Origin of the sequence: Tenacibaculum sp. IB213877, from assembly GCF_034043975.1 — a bacterium.
Lineage (GTDB): Bacteria > Bacteroidota > Bacteroidia > Flavobacteriales > Flavobacteriaceae > Polaribacter.
Genome location: NZ_JAXCHH010000005.1, coordinates 299,921 through 320,030, shown reverse-complemented (window position 1 = coordinate 320,030; position 20,110 = coordinate 299,921). Strand labels below are relative to the sequence as shown.

At 32.1% G+C, this 20,110-nt stretch carries 13 protein-coding genes and 1 tRNA gene; 4 read left to right on the top strand and 10 right to left on the bottom strand.

Annotated elements, in window-relative coordinates; all coding sequences use genetic code 11:
* Window positions 1–41: 41 nt before the first annotated feature.
* From SLH33_RS07330 to SLH33_RS07310, 5 genes are all read right to left on the bottom strand, one after another.
* A complete protein-coding gene (locus tag SLH33_RS07330; RefSeq protein WP_320418433.1) occupies window positions 42–1,895 on the bottom strand; it encodes a M1 family metallopeptidase in 1,854 nt (617 codons plus the stop codon).
* A gap of 105 nt (window positions 1,896–2,000) precedes the next feature.
* Window positions 2,001–3,641 (bottom strand): S8 family peptidase, encoded by a 1,641-nt coding sequence (locus SLH33_RS07325; protein ID WP_320418432.1) that lies wholly within the window; start codon window positions 3,639–3,641, stop codon window positions 2,001–2,003.
* Between the two features lie 10 nt (window positions 3,642–3,651).
* Window positions 3,652–4,497 carry an MBL fold metallo-hydrolase gene (locus SLH33_RS07320; protein WP_320418431.1) on the bottom strand — a complete coding sequence of 282 codons (846 nt, stop codon included), beginning with the start codon at window positions 4,495–4,497 and terminating at the stop codon, window positions 3,652–3,654.
* Between the two features lie 82 nt (window positions 4,498–4,579).
* Window positions 4,580–5,509, bottom strand: coding sequence for a hypothetical protein (locus tag SLH33_RS07315; protein ID WP_320418430.1), 930 nt, complete (start codon window positions 5,507–5,509; stop codon window positions 4,580–4,582).
* A 127-nt stretch (window positions 5,510–5,636) separates the two neighbouring features.
* A complete protein-coding gene (locus tag SLH33_RS07310; RefSeq protein WP_320418429.1) occupies window positions 5,637–6,596 on the bottom strand; it encodes a hypothetical protein in 960 nt (319 codons plus the stop codon).
* Between the two features lie 245 nt (window positions 6,597–6,841).
* Here SLH33_RS07310 and SLH33_RS07305 point away from each other — a divergent pair, with 245 nt between their 5' ends.
* Together SLH33_RS07305 and SLH33_RS07300 are read left to right on the top strand one after the other, a co-directional pair.
* Window positions 6,842–7,735: a serine hydrolase gene (locus SLH33_RS07305; protein WP_320418428.1), complete on the top strand. Its 894-nt coding sequence runs from the start codon at window positions 6,842–6,844 to the stop codon at window positions 7,733–7,735.
* 21 nt (window positions 7,736–7,756) lie between these two features.
* Window positions 7,757–10,549, top strand: coding sequence for an Npt1/Npt2 family nucleotide transporter (locus SLH33_RS07300; protein WP_320418427.1), 2,793 nt, complete (start codon window positions 7,757–7,759; stop codon window positions 10,547–10,549).
* Window positions 10,550–10,575: 26 nt separating this feature from the next.
* Here the strand turns inward: SLH33_RS07300 and SLH33_RS07295 are convergent, their stop codons facing one another.
* The 5 genes from SLH33_RS07295 to SLH33_RS07275 all read right to left on the bottom strand — a co-directional run bounded on the left by SLH33_RS07295 (window position 10,576) and on the right by SLH33_RS07275 (window position 18,182).
* Window positions 10,576–11,826, bottom strand: a complete 1,251-nt coding sequence (locus tag SLH33_RS07295) for a serine hydrolase (protein WP_320418426.1) — start codon at window positions 11,824–11,826, stop codon at window positions 10,576–10,578.
* Window positions 11,827–11,832: 6 nt separating this feature from the next.
* Window positions 11,833–14,718: a PEP/pyruvate-binding domain-containing protein gene (locus SLH33_RS07290; RefSeq protein WP_320418425.1), complete on the bottom strand. Its 2,886-nt coding sequence runs from the start codon at window positions 14,716–14,718 to the stop codon at window positions 11,833–11,835.
* A 119-nt stretch (window positions 14,719–14,837) separates the two neighbouring features.
* Window positions 14,838–14,908 (bottom strand) — tRNA-Cys (locus tag SLH33_RS07285).
* Between the two features lie 52 nt (window positions 14,909–14,960).
* Window positions 14,961–15,323 carry a dihydroneopterin aldolase gene (folB, locus tag SLH33_RS07280; protein WP_320418424.1) on the bottom strand — a complete coding sequence of 121 codons (363 nt, stop codon included), beginning with the start codon at window positions 15,321–15,323 and terminating at the stop codon, window positions 14,961–14,963.
* 30 nt (window positions 15,324–15,353) lie between these two features.
* Window positions 15,354–18,182 carry a VPS10 domain-containing protein gene (locus tag SLH33_RS07275; protein WP_320418423.1) on the bottom strand — a complete coding sequence of 943 codons (2,829 nt, stop codon included), beginning with the start codon at window positions 18,180–18,182 and terminating at the stop codon, window positions 15,354–15,356.
* An 81-nt stretch (window positions 18,183–18,263) separates the two neighbouring features.
* Between SLH33_RS07275 and SLH33_RS07270 the strand changes: the two genes are divergently transcribed.
* Both SLH33_RS07270 and SLH33_RS07265 read left to right on the top strand, forming a co-directional pair.
* Window positions 18,264–19,166: a RimK family alpha-L-glutamate ligase gene (locus SLH33_RS07270; protein WP_320418422.1), complete on the top strand. Its 903-nt coding sequence runs from the start codon at window positions 18,264–18,266 to the stop codon at window positions 19,164–19,166.
* Window positions 19,133–20,098 (top strand): succinylglutamate desuccinylase/aspartoacylase family protein, encoded by a 966-nt coding sequence (locus SLH33_RS07265; RefSeq protein WP_320418421.1) that lies wholly within the window; start codon window positions 19,133–19,135, stop codon window positions 20,096–20,098. Before SLH33_RS07270 ends, SLH33_RS07265 begins: the two co-directional genes overlap by 34 nt.
* The last annotated feature ends 12 nt before the right edge of the window (window positions 20,099–20,110 follow it).

The following is a 20,110-nucleotide window of genomic DNA, read 5'->3' as shown; positions in this document are numbered from 1 at the left end:
GCTTTTGCAAAAAGCGAGTAGTGAAAGCCCGCTCGAACGCCCTACTTTTTATTGTTTTCTAAGTTAACATCTGCCATTAAACCAGAAGGATCTATTTGAACAGACTGTACTGATTTTGCAGCAGCAAACGTGTAGGTTGGATATGCCCATCCCCAATCTTTTAAAGTGGTTGCTTTGGTTTGCTTGCATTCACGCATCATTTCTAAGGGAATGTTGAATTGCTCTTTGCTTCCATCTGTATAAGTTACTTCTAAATCAATTGGCATTGGCATTGCCCCGATTCTTTCTAAAGTGATTTCTTTATCGTTTACTGATTTTACTCCGTAATCAATTGTATGTGTGGTTTGCGTCCATTCATTCAAATACCAGTCTAAATGAATTCCTGAAACTTTCTCTGCTGTACGCTTAATATCGTTTGGTGTTGGGTGTTTAAACGCAAAATCATCAAAGTATTTTTTTAACGTTTTAGCTACATTATCAGCCCCAATGATATATTCTAACTGGCTTAAAAAGATGTTTCCTTTACTATAACTTGCAATCCCGTAAGCCATGTTTCTTTCATAACGATCGGCATGTGTTGTTAAAGGTTCTTCTAACCCTGAATTTACCACATATCTATACCCTCTATACGAACCTTCATGCGGATTTGCTTTTCCTTCTCCCAAAATAATATTTTCTGCCTTGTTTGAAATATAGGTGGTAAATCCTTCATCCATCCATGGATGTTTACTTTCATTGGATGCTAATAAAAACTGGAACCAGGTATGTGCCATTTCATGCGCTGTAACACCAAATAAACTACCCCAAGAACGTTGTCCTGTAATTAAAGTACATTGTGCATACTCCATTCCGCCATCTCCTCCTTGAATTACAGAATATTGTTTATATGGATATGGACCCACATGCTCGCTATAATACTTCATTAATTCAGCTGTTTTTGGCTGTAACTTTTTCCATCCTTCTAGGAATTGCTCTTCCATGGTTTTCTTATATAAAAAGTGTAAGTCTATACCATTATCCATTTTAAAAACATCATGCTGATATTCCGGGTCTGCTGCCCAAGTAAAATCGTGAATATTTTCTCCTTTAAAGTTCCATGTTAATTTATCTCCAGAAGGAAGTTTTAACGCTTTGGTTGTATCTTCATAACCATGACCTACTTCTTGCGGATTTTGAAGTTTTCCTGTTCCGCCCACAACATAGTTTTTATCAATATGAAGAGTTACATCAAAGTCTCCCCAGACTCCGTGGAATTCACGTGCAATATAGGGTGATGTATGCCAACCTTCAAAATCATATTCCGCCATTTTTGGGTACCACTGAGTCATTGACAACGCAACTCCTTCTCTACTATTTCTTCCAGAACGACGAATTTGTAACGGTACTTGCCCATCAAAATCCATTGTAAATGTTACGCTTTCTCCTGGTTGAATAGGCTTATTTAACGCTACTTCTAAAACAGTACCCACAGTTTCGTGCTTAACTTCCGTTCCGTTTTGTTTTAAAGAGTTTACTTTAATGAATCCTATTTCAGAAGGATTTAACTTAGCAATTCTACTTTCAAACTTTGGTTGCTCTTTTGTACCAATGTTATTCACCATTCGTCCATCAGGATCTTGAATGGTATGTAAACGAGCATCCATTTGCGAATTGGGTTGAAAAGCATTGAAGTATAAGTGATAAAACACCTTGTCTAACACATCAGGTGAATTGTTGGTGTACACTAAGGTTTGCTTTCCTTTATACTGATAGTTATTCACATCCATGTCAATATCCATCGTATAATCAACATGTTGTTGCCAATAATTATCTTTTTTTACAGATGTTGTTTTTTGTGCAGTTGATGCACAAGAAACCATCAATAATAAAGAAATTGAATAGATTATTTTTTTCATCTTGAAGATTTTAATGATGAGATTCCTGCCTTCGCAGGAATAACAATTATAATTAAAAAAAGAGCATTGATCAATGCTCTTTTTATGTTCTTTTTATTTTACGGATTATTTTCCGTTTACCATTCTATCTGCCATACGTAATGCATTGTATGCATTTACCACACGACCCGATACTGATAATTCTGAGAAAGGAACTAATTCTCCATCAGGATTTTCTCTTGATGCTGAACCAGGTTTTACCACTTCTAAATCAATTTTAGTTCCTGAATTCATTAAAATGTGCTTAACCTGACTAGCTGATAACTGCGGATAGTACGAGCGAATTAATGCTGCAACTCCTGCTGTTGAAGGAGAAGCCATTGAAGTACCACTAAATTTTTTGTACTCTCCATCTGGTGTTGTTGAATGAATTTTTACTCCAGGAGCAAAAACATCTACATTCTTTTTACCATAGTTTGAGAAACTTGCTGGTAAATCCTTATCATAGTTAGAGCTCATTGCTCCTACGGTTAAGAAATTATCTGAAATTTCATTTAATAAATCAGGTGAATCATTCGGGAATGTTTTTTCTACATCAATATTTTTACCATCATTTCCTGCTGCATTTACAATTAATACATCTTTTGAAGCTGCATATTTAATAGCATCAAAAACCCATTCTTTATTTGGTGAGAATGCTTTACCAAAACTTGTATTAATTACTTTTGCTCCGTTATCTACTGCATAACGAATACCTAAAGCTACGTCTTTATCGTACTCATCTCCATCAGAAACTGAACGTACTGCCATAATTTTTACGTTACTAGCTACACCGTCCATTCCTTTACCGTTAGCTCTTGTTGCCGCAATGATACCAGAAACGTGAGAACCGTGAGCTTCATCTTTAACAGAGTGGCCAGTGTTACCATCACCATAACCTGGTTTGTCATTAATATCATAAGCATTGTCTCCTACTGCTGTACGGTAATCAGTTTTTAAATTATCTCCATTAATAGTAGCTTCTGCTTTTTTAACTAAACTACTTAATTCACCTTTTGCATCAGCTAATGTTAGTCCAAAACTATTCATTCTTTGAGCAGTTGCTATGGCTTTTTTCAATTCTTCATCAGAAGTATTAATAGCATCAATTTCTTTAATAGTATATTCTGACTTGCCAAAATATTTAGTTAACGTTTCATCTGCTTTAGTAACTGCTTCCAAAATTCCTCCGTAGCGTGCTTTATTCGTTTTAGCTTCCGCTACTTTTTCTTCTTGATATGCTTTTACTTCTTCGTACAATTCAGCACTAGCAATAGATGGTTTCATTAAAATACGTTCGTATTCTAAATGTTCTTTATAAGAACTTCCTAAAAAGTTCCATCCGTTAATATCATCAACATATCCATTTTTATCATCATCAATTCCGTTACCTGCAATTTCTTTGGTATTCACCCAAGCTACGTCTTTTAAATCTTCATGCTTTAAGTCAGTACCACTATCTACAACTCCAACAATTACCGGAACTCCTGTTTTCCCTTTTAAGAAATCATATGCTTTGATAACACTCATACCAGGAATGGTATCAGTAGCTAAATCTAAATGTTGCCAATTATCTTTTTCATAATCCGTTAATTCGGCTTTTTTAGCTGGAATGTTAATAGCTACATTAGTTCCTTGCGGAACAGGAATTTTATTATAGGCTGTTTTACAACTTGCTAAAGTTGCAATGGCTACAGCAGAATAAAATACGGGTTTTAAAACTCTCATAATCTCTATCTTAATTAAATATGTCTGTAAATTTATAACTCTCTTTTAAGCGCACTCCTTTTTCGGTGTGCTTTACGGTAATTAATTCGTTGTGTGCATCGTGTTCTAAAAATAAATAGAACTCATTATCTGCTGCCTCTTTTAAAAAGGATTCTTTTTCTTTAAGTGTTAATAACGGACGAGTATCATACCCCATCACATACGGTAACGGAACGTGACCTGCTGTTGGTAATAAATCTGCCATAAACACTACTGTTTTGCCTTGATATCGAATTTTAGGCAACATTTGTTTTTCTGTATGACCGTCTTTAAACAATACATCAAAACCTACATAATCTCTTGTATTAAGGTGCAAGAAATTTAGTTGACCACTTTCTTCAATAGGTAAAATGTTTTCTTTTAAAAAGGATGCTTTTTCTCGCGCATTTGGGTGCACTGCCCAGTCCCAATGACGTTGGTTACTCCAAAAACGAGCATTTTTAAATGCCGGTTCATAACCTGATCGGTCTTTATTCCATTGTATAGCTCCTCCACAATGATCAAAATGTAGGTGTGTTAGAAATACATCGGTAATATCATCTCGATGAAAACCATATTTAGCCAAAGATTTGTCTAGAGTATAATCTCCATACAAATAATAATAGCCAAAAAATTTGTCTGATTGTTTGTTGCCAATCCCGGTATCAATTAAAGTAAGCCGATCTCCATCTTCAATAAGCATGCAACGCATTGCCATTTCAATCATGTTATTGGCATCGGCAGGATTGGTTTTTTGCCAAATAGTTTTAGGAACAACACCAAACATTGCTCCACCATCTAACTTAAAATTTCCGGTTTCAATAGGGTAAATGCGCATAATTAACAAAGATGCACTTTTTTTACGATATGATTTGTTAATAAAAATAAAAAAAGATGCAGAATCTGCATCTTTTTATGTGTTATTGTGATTTGTTTTTTTCTAGCAGGTATCCAATAGAAAAGTTAGCATCCCAGTCAAAAATGATTTGTGTGCAATTTGTAGCATCATAAATAGCCTTGTACATTACTAAACCTGATTGCAATTTTTTTCCTTTTTCTTTTGCTACTTTGGCAAAATCTTCTGCATATGGACTTAGCTGAGTGTACCTTTCTTTACCTATACGAACTGAGGCTGCTAAATGATAAGGGACACCACCAATTATAAAACATCTTTGTCTTTTCTTTTTTGGTATTTCCATAGCTGTGGCTTTGACGGCTTCATATACCACTGAGTCTTCAATACCTTTTTGGTAATATTTTGATCCTAAAGTTTCTTTTGTGGTAATTTTTCCTTCTTCAATATATCCTATTTTGAGATTTCCTGATCCCATATCAACTATAAATGAAGAATCCTTAAACTGTTCTGGCAAAAGTGCTTGTAAAGCATATTTACCTTCTTGTTCTGGTGTTATTATTTCAACTTGATATTTTAATTCTTTAAGTTCATGTACTATTTTTTGTGTAATCTCTTCTTTCAATGCTCCTGAGCTTACCACAAAAGAAATATCTTGTTTTTGCAACCCAAATAACATAAACTTATCAATGTAATCTTTAAGTTTTAAATTAACTTCAGAAGAGTTGGTCATACCTTCTGAAATTAAACTACTACCAAATTCTCTTCTTTTTAGTTCCCAATTGTTGTCTTTATCTACTTCAATTACAAAAGAATTAAATCCTGAATTTCCTAATTCAATAACCCCCTTAAGCTTTCCGTCTTTTGGTTTTATAGGTGAGTATTCAAATTTTGTGGGTGAATATTTTTTATTAACAGTTTGTTTGGTATTTATTTTACAAGAAAAAAAACTTGTTATTATTAATAAGAACAAGCCAATTTGGAAGTTTTTTTTCATAAAATAAACAATATTAACAGGTGTTGTGGTATTATAAAAACTGTAAATAACGGTTTTTATCTCTTACAAAGATATGAATACTTTATAGATAAATTTGTTGGGTTTTGTATAAATACAAAACAATTTTTTAAAAAGGTGTTTCTAATAAATATCCTATAGAAAAATTAGCATCCCAATCAAAAACAACTTCTTGTACATTACTTGCATCTAGTATGGCTTTATAGATATTTAACCCTGAAAACACTTTTTTCTGATCATCATTAATTAGTGAATTGTAATTGGTTAAATCTTTATGAATAAGTGTAAACCTTTCATCATCTTCTCTGGTATGTTTTGCCAATTGATACGGAACACCTCCTAGTAAAAAACATTTAGATTTTAATTGATTAGGAATGGTAAGAGTTTTCTTTTTTACATCTTCATAAACAACATCATGGGGTACTCCTTTCTTATAGTATTTTGTCCCGTATGTTTCTTTTGATATAAATTTATTATCTTTTACATAAGCTATTTTTGTGTTTCCAGAACCCATATCAACTACAAAAGAGGTATTATAAAATTTCTTGGGTAGCACCGATTTTAATGCGTATACTCCTTCTTGTTCTGGTGTTACAATATCTATATTATAACCTATATGCTGTAATTGCTCTACTAATGCTTTTGTTACTGCTTCTTTTGCCGCTCCAGAGCTAACTACAAAATATATTTCTTTACCACTTACCCCATATTCAATTATCTTTTGAATATGATCTCTCAATTTAGAGTTTATCTCTGCTGCATCCGCTTCTCCTTCAAGAAGTAAGCTAGAACCATATTCTTTTTTCTTAAGAATCCAGTTTTTACTTTTATCCATTTCAATGATAAATGAATTGAGCCCAGAAGCTCCTAACTCTACAACTCCTTTTAATTTTCCATGTAATGGTGAATTAGGAATAAAAGAAAATTTATAATTGTTTATTGAAGATTGTTCTTCTTTTACCAACAAACCATTACTAGCTTTTGATATGTTTGTTTTTTTATTGGTTGTACAAGAAAAAAAACTAATTAACAAAATAGTTAATACACACAAATAGGCATACCTTTTCATTAAAATAACTTTAAAAATTTCAGAAAATAACCAAGAGTAAAAATCTTTAGCAAAAAGAAATATTCTCTTAATTTATTTGGGGGAAGTTTTGCAAAGATACATATTTTTTTTAAATTAAAAAACAGTGTTTTTCCTGAGCTTATTTAACTTCTATAAAATAGAAGTCGGTTTTTTAAGTTATATATTTGTACCCTTTTACCGTTTGGTATGTTATTTGTTTATAAAACCATTTAATATTGATGATTATGAAGTTTAGAGTTTTTTTAATTGTTTTATTACACACCTTTTTATTAACAGCTCAAACAACTGAGCTGCCAATTAAATCTGCAACAGTATTACCTTTAGAAGTACTTGAAGATGAATCTTTAGAAAAGACATTAATCGATGAAGTGAACAAAAATGCTCTTTGGAAGAAATTAATTTCAAGTAATCTTTTATCTATCGGTTTAGTAGATATGTCTAATAGTGACGACATTAAATATGCAGGAATTAATGATGATACTATGATGTATGCTGCTAGTTTACCAAAGATTGCTGTTTTATTAGCTGCTATGGATGCCATAGAAAAAGGAGAACTAGCTTATACAGATGAAATTAAAAAAGATTTGCGGTTAATGATAAGCAAATCTAACAATCAAGCATCAACCCGAATGATTGACCGGTTAGGGTATGAAAAAATAGAAGAAGTTTTACGTGCGCCTAAACACAAATTATATGATGAAAAAGCTGGTGGTGGACTATGGGTTGGTAAACGATATGCTGCGGGTGGCAAACGCTACCCTGAGCCTTTAAAAGGATTGAGTCATGCCGCAACTACTTTAAAGGTTTCTAGTTTTTATTATCAATTAGCAATGGGTAATCTATTAAGCGATGAAAGCTGTAGAGAAATGTTGGATATTATGAAAGATCCTGCTTTACACCACAAGTTTGTTAACACATTAGACAGAATTGCTCCTAACGCTACCTTGTATAGAAAATCTGGTTCTTGGAAGAATTTCCACTCAGACTCAATTCTTGTGTGGGGACCCAATAGAAAATATATTTTAGTAGCCTTAGTTGACAATAATTTAGGAGAAAAAATTATTAGAAATTTAGTGGAACCAATAGAAAATGTATTAAAAAAATCACGTTCTTTATAATTGATTTCTGAATTATAGTTAGTGATACAAAAACTTCTTTATAAAGCTTTTGGAATACGTGCAAATGAAGTAAGTATTTCACTACTTATGCAGTTATATATCTTTTTGATTATAACTGCATTACTTATAGTAAAACCTGCTGTGAATGCAATATTTCTTAATACTTTAGGTTCAGAAAATCTTCCTTTAGGATATGTATTAGTAGCAGCAGTAGCAGTGATAGCAACTTATTTTTATAGTTCAATTACTAAATATTGGTCACTTAAAACAGTAATAGCTACTTCTTTAGTACTTTTTTCTATAAGTTTTATATTGTTAGCATATGTTGGGTCGCATAATCAGTTATCGTCATTTGCTTTATATTTTTATTATGTTTTTGTTTCATTATTTGCTGTTTTAGCAACCTCACAATTTTGGGTGCTTGCTAATATTGTTTTTAATGTAAGAGAAGGTAAACGGTTATTTGGCTTTATTGGTGCAGGTGCTATAGCTGGAGGTGTTTTTGGTGGTTACCTTACCAGTTACATTGCCACCAAACACAATGTATATGCCACCATTTATGTAGCTAGTTTTTTATTATTAGCTTGTGTTATTTTACTCCAATTTATTTGGAAACTACGTATAAAAAAACTAAATATTTTTACTCTTGAAAAAAGAAGATTTAACAAAGAGAATAAAACAAAAGGCACAAGAGAATTAATTTTCAACTCTAGGCATTTAGTGTATATTGCTGTTATTACAGGTATTTCTGTAATTGTAGCAAAATTAGTAGATTTCCAGTTTAGTGATTATGCCCACAAAGCTTTTGACAATTCTGAAAAACTTACTTCTTTTTTCGGTTTTTGGTTTTCAACATTTAATTTAATATCGCTGTTTATTCAACTGTTTTTAACTAGCAAAATAGTACATAAAACAGGAGTAGCTTTTACCTTACTTATCCTTCCTCTAGGAATTTCTTTAGGATGTATTTTATTCTTTCTCTTTCCTGAATTATGGGTAATGATTTTAATTAAAGGTGCAGATGGTGTATTTAAACAATCTGTTAATAAATCAGCAATGGAAATGGCTATTTTACCTGTTCCTAACACCATTAAAAATCACGCTAAATCTTATATCGATTTAGCTGTAGATAGTATAGCAACTGGTTTTTCTGGAGTTTTACTGATTTTACTTATCAAGTATTTAAGAGTAGCTCCTCAATATATTATAGGAATTACTATTTTCTTAATTTTAGTTTGGTTAGTATTTATTTTTAAATTAAAAGATACTTATTTCAATTCTTTTGTAACCAATATTGAAAGAAAACTTAGCAATACATCAGCTAAACTGTATGATTCAAGACAAAGAAGAGAAACTACTATACAATCTGCAACAAGAATTATTAATTCTGGTGATGAAGAGTCCATTCTATCTTTACTACATTCTATTAGCTCTTACCGAATATCTAACTTAAAAAACAACATTGTTGGTTTACTTACTCACCCAAGTAATAAGGTAAAGGTTGCTGCCATTCATTTGTTAGATACTCACGGACATAAAGGTTCAAAAGAAAAAGTAGAAGAACTTTTAAATACAGAGGATATTGAAGTTTTAAATGCTGCTTTTAGGTACTTAATACACCACCAATCAACAGATGAAACTTCCTTATTTAAAAAGTATTTAGATCATTCGAATGAAAATTTAGCCAATGCTGCTCTTTTAACCTTAGCAGAAGAATCAAAAGAACATCCGGAGTTTAAATCAAAATTTCATTTAGAAAGTAGAATAGAAAATAAAATTAAAGAGATTCTGGAAGGAATCCAAACACCTTCAAGAGAATTAATTGGTCAGGTTTTGTTACTTATTGGATATAGTAATACCTCAAGATTTTATTCCTTTATTTCAAAAAACTTTAATAATAATACTCCTTATATAATTAAAAAAGCGATTAAAGCTAGCGGACTTACTTCAGATAAACAATTTGTAAACATACTACTCTATTATTTAGGTAAGAAAAAGTATAGAAAAGCAGCTATTAAAGCTTTTGTTGATTTTGGACCGAAAATATGTAATTTACTTATTGAATTAGATAAGAAAGATATTCTTAAAGAGTCTCAAAAAAGACATTTACCAAAGGTTGTTAAAGCTTTTAAAAGTCAAAATTCGGTAAAAGTTTTACAGCGATTATTGAGAAGTAAAGATGTTGTTACGCGTTTGTCTGCTGCCAGACAATTAAGAGAGTTAAAGGCAAAAAACAATCAATTGTTTATCAATAATAGAAGAATTAGAAAAGCAATTCTATCAGAATGTAAACAATATCATTTTTCTGTAAACGCTATGCACACCCTTAAAAAGGGTAATAGCAGCGTAAAAAAAACAAAAGAGAATTTAATAGACATTCTTCATCAAGAAACTCAATACAACCTAAAAACCATTTTTACTTTGTTAGACTTTTTATATCAAAAAAGTGAAATAGCTCTAACATATGCTGGTTTGTTAAGTAAAAACCAAGAAGTTCAAATAAGCTCTTTAGAGTTGTTAGAAAATATTTTAGAAAATAAGCTAAAAACTAGAATTTTTCCTATTGTTGAGTATCATATTTCTAATGATGTTCCTAACGAATATAGCCCTATTCAGCCTAAAGTTATTCCCGAAAGAGCATTACTCTCTAGCTTGATTAGAAATAGAACGCAAACAACGTTAATTGCTGTTCTTTCGCTTATTGAAAGCTTACAAAACAAAAAATACAGGTCTTTAATTAAAGCTCTTACCAAACACTCAAATGTTACTGTAAGAAATCAAGCACAAAAAGCTTATCAAGCTATTCAAGGCTAGATTTCTAAGTTTAAACATTTTCTAAATTAAGATGGATTGATTATTCTATCAATTCTAGTGGCTAAACCCATATGTGCTCCTGCTGAGTTTTTATTAAGTACATTACTCATCAAACAAACAATATATTTTTTTCCTTTAGGATGCTCCACAATAATTACCGAGTTCATGTAATTATACACATTTCCTGCATATTTCGCACAATCCGGATTTTTTTCTCTGTCGCACTTATATAAACTTCCAGATTTGAAGTAGACCGCAGCACTGTCTAGTTTTCTTGAATGTGCATATCTAATTCTTCTATCAGTTAAATATAATAAGCGTTTTATTTCTAAACTTGTACGTTCGTCAATCACTTTACCTTGTTCAAGTTGCACCAAATATTTCATCAAGCCCACAGGAGTTCCAATACTTCCTCCTTTTCTTCCAATGTATTTTCCGGCAGGTCTTGTAAACAAACCTCCCAAGCGCCATTCGTCTTTAGTAATTCCTAATTTACGCAATGGTTCATTGGCAACTCTATGCATTAGGTTAGTTAAAGAATCTCTTGGTGTTTCTTTAAAATATTGTTCTGCTTGTTCTTCAGTTAATTCAAAATAATCTTGTTCAAATGCTGCCATTAATATGGCCTCTCTAAAAACAACACTTGCAGCCCCATTATTACTTACAGAAACCATATGGTCTATCCATTCATAAAGTGAAAACACATCTGAAGCTACTACTCTTCTCTTTCTATAGGTATCTTTTTCAATGTTATACACTGGAATAGTATGATGATCTCCTAAGCCCCAATATCTAGAGGATACTTTTATATTTTTTAGATAATAAGCTCTTTCTTCCCAAGAATCAGGGCAAAGATTACTTAATTGTGTCATAATAGCATTTAAAACTGCTATTTTTCCAACACTTCCAGGTTGATATCCTACATTTTCTCTGAAAGCTGCATATTTTAAACTATCAGGATTTGTCATGTCTAAAACTGTAGCCGAATAACCTCTTCTGGGAAATAATCTTTTGATCTCTCTTTCAAATTCTGGAGTAGAAGTTAATAGCATATTTAAACTATCGTTTTTTCTTGAAAGCAAATTCAACTGAATTTCTGCCATTGTTTTGTAGGATCCAGGTCTTAATCTTCTGTTTTTAATGCTATCATCATGCATTTTCTTTAAACGATATAATCTTGCTATTCCGGTATATTCATATCCATCTATAGGATAAGAAACAAATCCTAGACTTATACCAATGCTTATGGCTACAAAAAGAGTAGTTAGTTTTTTCATGTTAAATTATATTTTAGTGGTCAATGCAATTGTTGTGTCAGCATCAACTTTTGGTGTGATTGAATTTAAATAAGAGGAACTTTTGGCTGTTTTATTTTCTACAAAAGGTCTTATTTGAAAAAGCCATAGTTTATCATTTTTAAAACCGAATTCAACATCATAGGCTTGATTATCGGGCATTTTATTTCGAATAGTTTTGGCTAATTCTCTAATATGTTTAATGTTTTTTTGATTTAAAATAGGACTCTCAAAAGTTGCTATATGTGGTTGTGTACTTCCTGTTTGTGGTAAACGGATATAATCATTCTCTCTTGCAGGCGTTAATAAATAATCATCGTTTTGAGTGATTAATCGGGTTTCTGCTCGTTGTCCGTCTACTGCACCTCCGGCTCCTCTACTAAAAGCAACTGTTAAATCATCGCTATTTCCTGAATTCACTCCAGTGGTTATCATTACCCCAGAATAATCAACATCAACACTTGGAATAATTAAAATGGAAGGAAAAACATTTTCTGGGTTCGCTAAATAGCTTTGTCTCCATTTAAAACTTCTTTCTGTATATGGTGAAGCCCATACTTGCTTAATCCCATTGATAATTGCCTCTTCTGAAAGAATATTAAACAAGGTTAAATTTAAACCTGCTCCTGTAAATTCTTTAAGATCTTCCATGTTAGTATCACTTCTTAAAAATACAGGTATACTTCCTATTTTATTTCCAAAAACTTGAATGAATTGCGATTTAAGATCGTTAACAAAATCATCTTGAAGGGGAATGTTAATAATTGCTTTATGGAGTTTTTTTAATGCTCTTAATTGAAAGTTTGCTATTTTTTTTGAAGATATTCCTTTGGCTTTCATTTCGTTTGCTTGAGCAAACGTGTCGTTTAAATATGCCCAATAACTTTTATCTTCTTCAGGCATTATTTGATTCATATGTTCTCTAAAAATTCCGAAAGGAATGATCAACCCTTCTACTACCTTCTCTGGAAACATCTTCTTTAATTCTGCTAAATTTGCTGCTTTAGGTCCACAAAGTTTTCCGGAATAAGAAGCATCAATAGTTTTCATATCTACCACTTGCTTTTTATCCAGCTCAATTTTATCAGTTGGCACGGTAATAATACTTGTATTTTGTTCTTTTTTAGCAAATAATTGTTTTTCCTCATCAGACATTTCTAAGGCGGTTTTCATTAACACATTCCCTTTGTTAGAAACAGCATAAAACACTTCTTGTCCGTGGTATTTTTTTAAATCTTTTAGGTTTTGATAAGATAAAGCAGCATTAGGAATTCCTAAATTCCTTGCTAATAATTGAACATGCGATACCAAGTTACCTTCAGAAACGGTCATGATTCCTGCCACTGGCTTTAAATCAGAAGGTGGTTTTTGGAATATATAAATATGATTAGCATTTACCTTTACATACTCTGGATTTTCATCTACAACTATCAATTTACCATAGGCGTAGCCAGGATTTAATCCGTGAATAGCACTTTGGTTATCAATTTTCATTACTTTATTTTCAATATGAGAAATATTAGCAACAAATCCTCCTAGTTTACTTACCTCGTCTCCTAAGCTTAATGCTACACTACTACGAACTCTGTCATCAATAAAACCATAAGCTAACGGTTCAAATTCGGTATATATATCAACAATGTCTTGATATTTTGCTTTTACCATAGCAGCACTCCATTCAACCATGCTTCTGCTAACTAATAAAACTTCATTTAACTGCTCAATGGTAAGAGTTTCTTTATTTTTAATTTTATCCAGTTGATTTTGAACTCTACCATATTCCCAAGATTCTATAAGCCCTGTTCCTGCTGCTGCACATGAAAGAGATGATATTTTATATAAATTTTCTTCTAAATTCTCTGTTTGCCATTTTTGTGCTTCTTTTAGTAAGGTAGATTCTAAATTATTAGATAAATCCAATAGCTGTAATCTGTCACTCGTCTTTGGATAATCGTTTATGCCTAAACGAATAGCGTACAATGCATCTGATATTTCAGATACTAATATTTTGGGTGATGTATTCTTATTGTTGTTCTCTAAAAAATTTAATAGAACCTCTGTAGTGTTATTTTTTGGTAAGTCTTTAATATGTGAAGCTAATGTGGTAAAATCTATAGGTTTATAATAGGATTTCATAGCTGATAGTAACTTATAAAAACCCTTTTTTTGTTCCGATGTTAATTTAGATTTATTTTCTTCAATAAATTTTTTAACCAATTGAATGTCTGAAGCCTGTGGTTGCCCATGAATTTTGATTCTTATATCCATAAAACTAGGCACTTCTTCTGCAAGCAATTTAGATTCACTACGAATTTTCTGAGTTAAATTTGTGTCTTCATTATGTGGAATATCTTTTAAAGCTTGACGTAAAACATAGTAGTTCTTATCAATAAAATCAGTATCTTTTAATAGCCATTCAAAAAATTCTTTCCCCCAAACTTTTTCATCTTCAGATTGAATAGCTCCTCGGTAGTATTGTCCTCTTCTTAAAATCCAACCATCATCTGTATTTGCTAAATATTTTCCTATTTGATATTGCTTAAGTCTACTATAATCATTTTTTGAATCTAAGAACTCTTTTTTATTTAATCCTGTAAGTATTTCACCAAAAAATAAATGATTCGTTTTTCTTAATTCTAAAGCACTTTCTTTAAAAGTAGCATGCTGATTTCCTCCTCCAATGCTATCAGGACATGGATCTTTAGGATCTCTTATAGTTCCATCTTTACAGAACCATTTAATTCTGTAGTAAGGACCTCGAACATCTTTTTTATAGATTCGAATTAATTTTTCAATTTCTTTGGAAGATTTTTCTTGAGCTAAAGAGGAAGCTAAAACAAAGAAAAACAAACACATAGTAAGCTTCTTAATCATATAACACTAATTTAATTTCAAAATTAGGTATTAATTACTCAAAAATTAACTCAATGAAATTTATACTTAGCTCATTTGGTGAAGGATATAAAAAAAGCGTATCAAATTGATACGCTTTGAGGTGCCGAGCGGATTCGAACCGCTGTAGATGGTGTTGCAGACCACTGCCTAGCCACTCGGCCACGGCACCTTTTGATAAGGACTGCAAATTTACAATTTTTCTTTGTTAGCGCAACTTTTTTTTAACTTTTACGCTTTTTTGATAAAATAATTTCAACCTCACCTACATTTCCTCCAATAGGTGGATTGATTTTAGCTACACTCACCGTTGCTTTTTTTACCATTGATATTTCTTTAAAAATACGATTTATAATGCGCTGCGCTACGTGTTCTAACAGCTTTGAACGAATAGCCATTTCTTCTTTCGCTATTTTGTTTAAATGCACATAATCTACTGTGTGCTTTAAAATATCTGTCTTTGCTGATTTTAATAGATTTGCTTTTACCTCTATATCAACTCTATATTCTGAACCAATTTTAGCTTCTTCATCTAAACAACCGTGATTGGTAAAAACCTTTATATTGTTAACTCTAATTGTTCCCATTAAAACGAATTTTTGGCAAAAGTAACTTTTTTACTTTACTTCAAAAGTTTGTTGTTCACCATCAATTTTAACTGTATATTTTCCTTTTGGCAAATACATTTTTCCGTTTTTAGCTTCTTTTAAAACAGCATCTTTATTTTTCTTTTTATAGGCTTTTAATCCTTTGTCATTAAAAGAAACATCAAAAAGAACTTCATTAAATCCTTTAGTGGCATCAACAGTTACCGAATTTACTTTTACCTCATCAGAAAAAATATCAACAGTAACTTTTCTGCTTGAATTCACATAAAAAGGAATGTTTAATTCTGGTGTGTTAGGTTCTAACCATTTACTCCAAGAACTTCCCCAAGAGTTACGTTTTGTAATATTTTCTACTGAAAAAATATGAGTTGACTTTTTCTTAACCTCATCTGTAAAATCTTGTAAAGATGCTATGTTAGCTTTGTACAAACTACGTCCGTGAGTTCCTATTACCAAATGTTTTACTTCCGGTTGAACTACTAAATCATGCACCGCAACATTAGGTAAGTTTTTGTTGAAGATCTCCCAAGATTCTCCTCTGTTTAATGATGTATACAATCCGTTATCAGTACCTACATACAATACCTTTTCATTTGCAGGATCTTCTTTGATTACATTTACCGGTGAATTTGGAATGTTACCGCTAATGTTTTTCCAAGTTTTACCATAATCATCAGACATGTACACGTATGGTGTAAAATCATCCCATCTATAGCCGTTTAAGGTTACATAAACGCGTTCTTTTTTATGTTTTGATGCAATTACGCGACTTACCCATAAATCTTTAGGGAAAGAATTAGAAATTTTATCCCAAGTTCCTCCTCCGTTCTTAGTAATATGAACTAATCCATCATCAGAGCCCACATAAATTAATCCGAATTGGAACGGACTTTCACTAATCGATGTAAGGGTTCCATACGCTACGTTTCCTTTTTTTCCTCCGTTAGTTAAATCGGCAGAAATAGTTTCCCAATCATCGCCTTGGTTTAAAGAACGGTGCAACTTGTTTCCTCCTAAATATAGAATATCTTGGTTATGCTTTGATAGATGAATTGGCGTTTGCCAGTTAAATCTGTACGGACTTTCACCTAAAGAATGCTTTGGTTGGATGTATTTGTTTTTGCCTGATTTTCTATCAATTCGGTAATAATTTCCAAATTGATATCCTGTATACACGATATTCGGATTTCTATCATCAACTTGCACGTGCATTCCATCACCACCCATAATAGATTCGTATGGATTTTGACCCGATTGTTGCCAAGATTTATCAATTTTAGCATTGTGTTTAGCTACCCAAACTCCGTTGTCTTGCAATCCACCATATACTCTATATGGTTTTTGATTGTCTACATACACCGAGTAAAATTGCCCAACAGCAGGTTGATTTAATTTTATCCAATTCTCTCCATCATCATATGAAATATTCAACCCACCATCATTACCATCTAGTAGATGACCTTGTTTTTTGGGATTTACCCAAAGCGCTTGATGATCGGCATGTACATTTTCTCTACTGATAGATTTGAATGTTTTTCCTCCATCTTTCGATTTTAAAATAGGCACACCTAATACGTAAATTCCGTTTTTATCTTGCGGATCTACTCTGATTTCTCCAAAATAATATCCGTAAGAATAATATAAATCGTCTAAGTAACCTTCATGTGTTTTTTTCCATGATTTTCCTCCGTTTTCTGTTTTAAAAACCTCCGCACCAATTACTGGAGTGTCAAATAATAACGAGTTAGCATCTTCTAAATATTTAGCTAAATCGACTGGTTTTACAGTTCCTGCACGAACCATTTGTTTTACATTTTCTGCTCGGTACTTTTCCTGAAAACCGTTCATTTTAAGGTACGAATTCAGTTTTTTATCTGAAAGATTTAAAAACTCGGTAGTACTCATCGTTTTAAAATCTTCTTTAGTCATGACATTGCTATCTTTTTTCTTTTCTTCCTTTTTTCTTCGGAATTGACTATCGTGAAACGCATACACCGTATTTTCATCAAAAACAGCTAACCCAATTCTTCCAACACCACTTCCGTTAGGAAATCCGTTATTTTCAGAAATTTTTGTCCACGTGCTTCCTGCATCGGTAGATTTATAAATCGCTGAATGTTCACCATCACCATCAAAGTTCCATGCTTTTCTATCGCGTTCCCAAGCAGCAGCATATAAAACGCTAAAATTATTTGGAGCTTGTTGCATATCTATTATCCCCGTATTTTCATTAATGAACAACGTTTTTGTCCAAGTTTTACCGCCATCGGTAGTTTTAAAAATTCCTCTTTCTGCATTTGGAGAGTACAAATGACCAATGACACCAATAACTACCTCATCAGGATTATTTGGATTGATTAAAATTCGACCTATATGATGCGAATCATGTAACCCAACATTTGTCCATGTTTTTCCTTTATCGGTAGATTTTAAAATCCCGATACCCGCATAAGATGAACGTGACGAATTATTTTCACCCGTTCCTACCCAAATGGTTCCGTTTTTCCAATCTACAGCAATATCTCCAATATTTTGCGTTGGAGAGTTATCTAATACGGGAGTAAAAGTTGTTCCGTTATTGTTAGTATACCACAAACCACCCGAAGCATAGCCTACATAAAATTCGGTTGTGTTATTTGGGTTTACATCAATATCAACTACACGTCCACTCATTACTGTTGGACCTATGTTTTCAAAAGGAATATTCTTTACTAATGATTGTGCAACCATTTGTTCTTTTTGCTGTAATGCTTTTTGAACAATTTCTGAAGAAGTTGCGGGTTGTTGTGCAAAAATACTTGGCGATAATAAAAGTAGTAATTGTGTAAGTTTTTTCATTTGGAAAATAGATATGATTCCTTCAAAAATAAAAAATAGTTTTTGATTTATATTTTTAATTAGCTTTGTAAAAAAACCACTATGAATGTTTTTATCCTATCTTTAAGTGGATATATTTATTCAACTAATAGAATTTTTAAAGAAGCTAAAAAAAGGGGACATAAAGTTTCTATTATAGACCATACTAAATGCTCTATCAGGCTAAATAACGGAAAGAAAGAAATTATTTTTGAAGGAGATAATATTATTAATGAACCTGATATAATCATTCCTAGAATTGGCACTTCTGTAAATAAACACGGATCTACCATAGTAAAAGAGTTTGAAATGAATGGTGTATATAGTACTGCTAGCTCTCAAGGTATTGCTTGTTCACATAGCAAAGTGCAAACTTTACAGTTATTAAATGATAAAAAATTACCCATTCCTAATACTATTTACTCTGTAAATAAAGATAATGTTTCAGAACAGATAGATTTTTTAGGTGGCGCTCCATTAATTATTAAAATACAAGATGGAACACAAGGCGTAGGTGTAATGTTAGCTGAAAGCAAAAAATCAGCAAAATCAATTATTGACACTTTTTATGGTTTGCACACTAGCATTTTGCTACAAGAGTATATTAAAGAGAGTAATAGTGAAGATATACGTGTTTTTGTTGTGGGTGATAAAGTTGTTTCTTCTATGAAAAGAAAAGGAAAAGATGATGATTTTAGATCTAATATTCATAAAGGAGGTAGCGGTGTTAAAGCAAATTTAACAGAGGAAGAGCAACGCATTGCAGTAAAAGCTGCCCATTATTTAGGGTTGCCTGTAGCAGGTGTAGATTTGATTAGATCCAATCGTGGTCCATTAGTCCTTGAGGTAAATTCAACTCCAGGTTTGCAAGGTATAGAAGCATATACCAAAATAAATGTTGCTGAAGAAATTATAAAATATTTAGAATATAAATGTTCAAACAAAATTTCAAAAATCAAGAGGTAATCATCAGGGGACAAAAAATTGGTCTCGGTGAATCTAAATTAATTAAAATACCTATTGATAGACTTCCAACCGGTACTTTGATAGAAATTCCAGTATATGTTTTTAACGGAAAAGAAGCTGGACCTACCGTTTTGCTTCAAGGAGGGTTGCATGGTGATGAAACCAATAGCGTAGAATTGGTAAGGCGTATGTTAATTGATAAAAACTATAAAATATACCGTGGGTGTGTAATAGTTGTGCCCTTACTTAACGTATTCGGTTTTTTAAGTTTTTCAAGAGACATGCATGGGAAAGATGTAAACAGAAGTTTTCCTGGGTCTAAAAAAGGCTCATTAGCAAGTAGAATGGCCTATTATTTAATGAAAGAACTTACTGAAAATGTAGATTTTGGAATTGATTATCATACAGGAGGAGAACAACGCAGTAATTTTCCTCAAATTCGCTATACTCCGCAAGATGACAAAGCAAAAAAACTCGCCGAAATTTTTAATGCTCCTTTTGTCTTCGAATCTTCTTTAATTTCAAAATCCTTTAGGAATGAATGTTTTAAACACGGAATTCCTATCATTGTTTATGAAGGAGGAGAATCTTTAAGACTCAATGAAAATGCTATTCAAGAAGGAATTAACGGCACGCTTCGAATTTTACGTTATTTTAACATGATTCATGAAAATGTAGTTATTCCTGAAAATCCTATTTCTATAAAAATCAATTCTAGAAGATGGATTAGAGCTAAAGTTGCGGGTATTTTTAACACTTCAGTTAAAAACGGTGAGCAAGTAAAAAAAGGAGAAGTTATCGGTCATATTATGGACACGTATGGAGAAACTAACTTCGCCATCAAGTCTCCTTATGACGGATATATTATTGCTCGCAATAACTTTCCAATTGTAAATATGGGAGATCCTTTATTTCACTTAGGCTCTTCATAAATTTCTTTTTTT

Bases quoted from the DNA above. Each gene is read 5' to 3' on its own strand.
- SLH33_RS07330 (WP_320418433.1), bottom strand. From the start codon at position 1,895: ATGAAAAAAATAATCTATTCAATTTCTTTATTATTGATGGTTTCTTGT.
- SLH33_RS07325 (WP_320418432.1), bottom strand. From the start codon at position 3,641: ATGAGAGTTTTAAAACCCGTATTTTATTCTGCTGTAGCCATTGCAACT.
- SLH33_RS07320 (WP_320418431.1), bottom strand. From the start codon at position 4,497: ATGCGCATTTACCCTATTGAAACCGGAAATTTTAAGTTAGATGGTGGA.
- SLH33_RS07315 (WP_320418430.1), bottom strand. From the start codon at position 5,509: ATGAAAAAAAACTTCCAAATTGGCTTGTTCTTATTAATAATAACAAGT.
- SLH33_RS07310 (WP_320418429.1), bottom strand. From the start codon at position 6,596: ATGAAAAGGTATGCCTATTTGTGTGTATTAACTATTTTGTTAATTAGT.
- SLH33_RS07305 (WP_320418428.1), top strand. From the start codon at position 6,842: ATGAAGTTTAGAGTTTTTTTAATTGTTTTATTACACACCTTTTTATTA.
- SLH33_RS07295 (WP_320418426.1), bottom strand. From the start codon at position 11,826: ATGAAAAAACTAACTACTCTTTTTGTAGCCATAAGCATTGGTATAAGT.
- SLH33_RS07290 (WP_320418425.1), bottom strand. From the start codon at position 14,718: ATGATTAAGAAGCTTACTATGTGTTTGTTTTTCTTTGTTTTAGCTTCC.
- folB (WP_320418424.1), bottom strand. From the start codon at position 15,323: ATGGGAACAATTAGAGTTAACAATATAAAGGTTTTTACCAATCACGGT.
- SLH33_RS07275 (WP_320418423.1), bottom strand. From the start codon at position 18,182: ATGAAAAAACTTACACAATTACTACTTTTATTATCGCCAAGTATTTTT.
- SLH33_RS07270 (WP_320418422.1), top strand. From the start codon at position 18,264: ATGAATGTTTTTATCCTATCTTTAAGTGGATATATTTATTCAACTAAT.
- SLH33_RS07265 (WP_320418421.1), top strand. From the start codon at position 19,133: ATGTTCAAACAAAATTTCAAAAATCAAGAGGTAATCATCAGGGGACAA.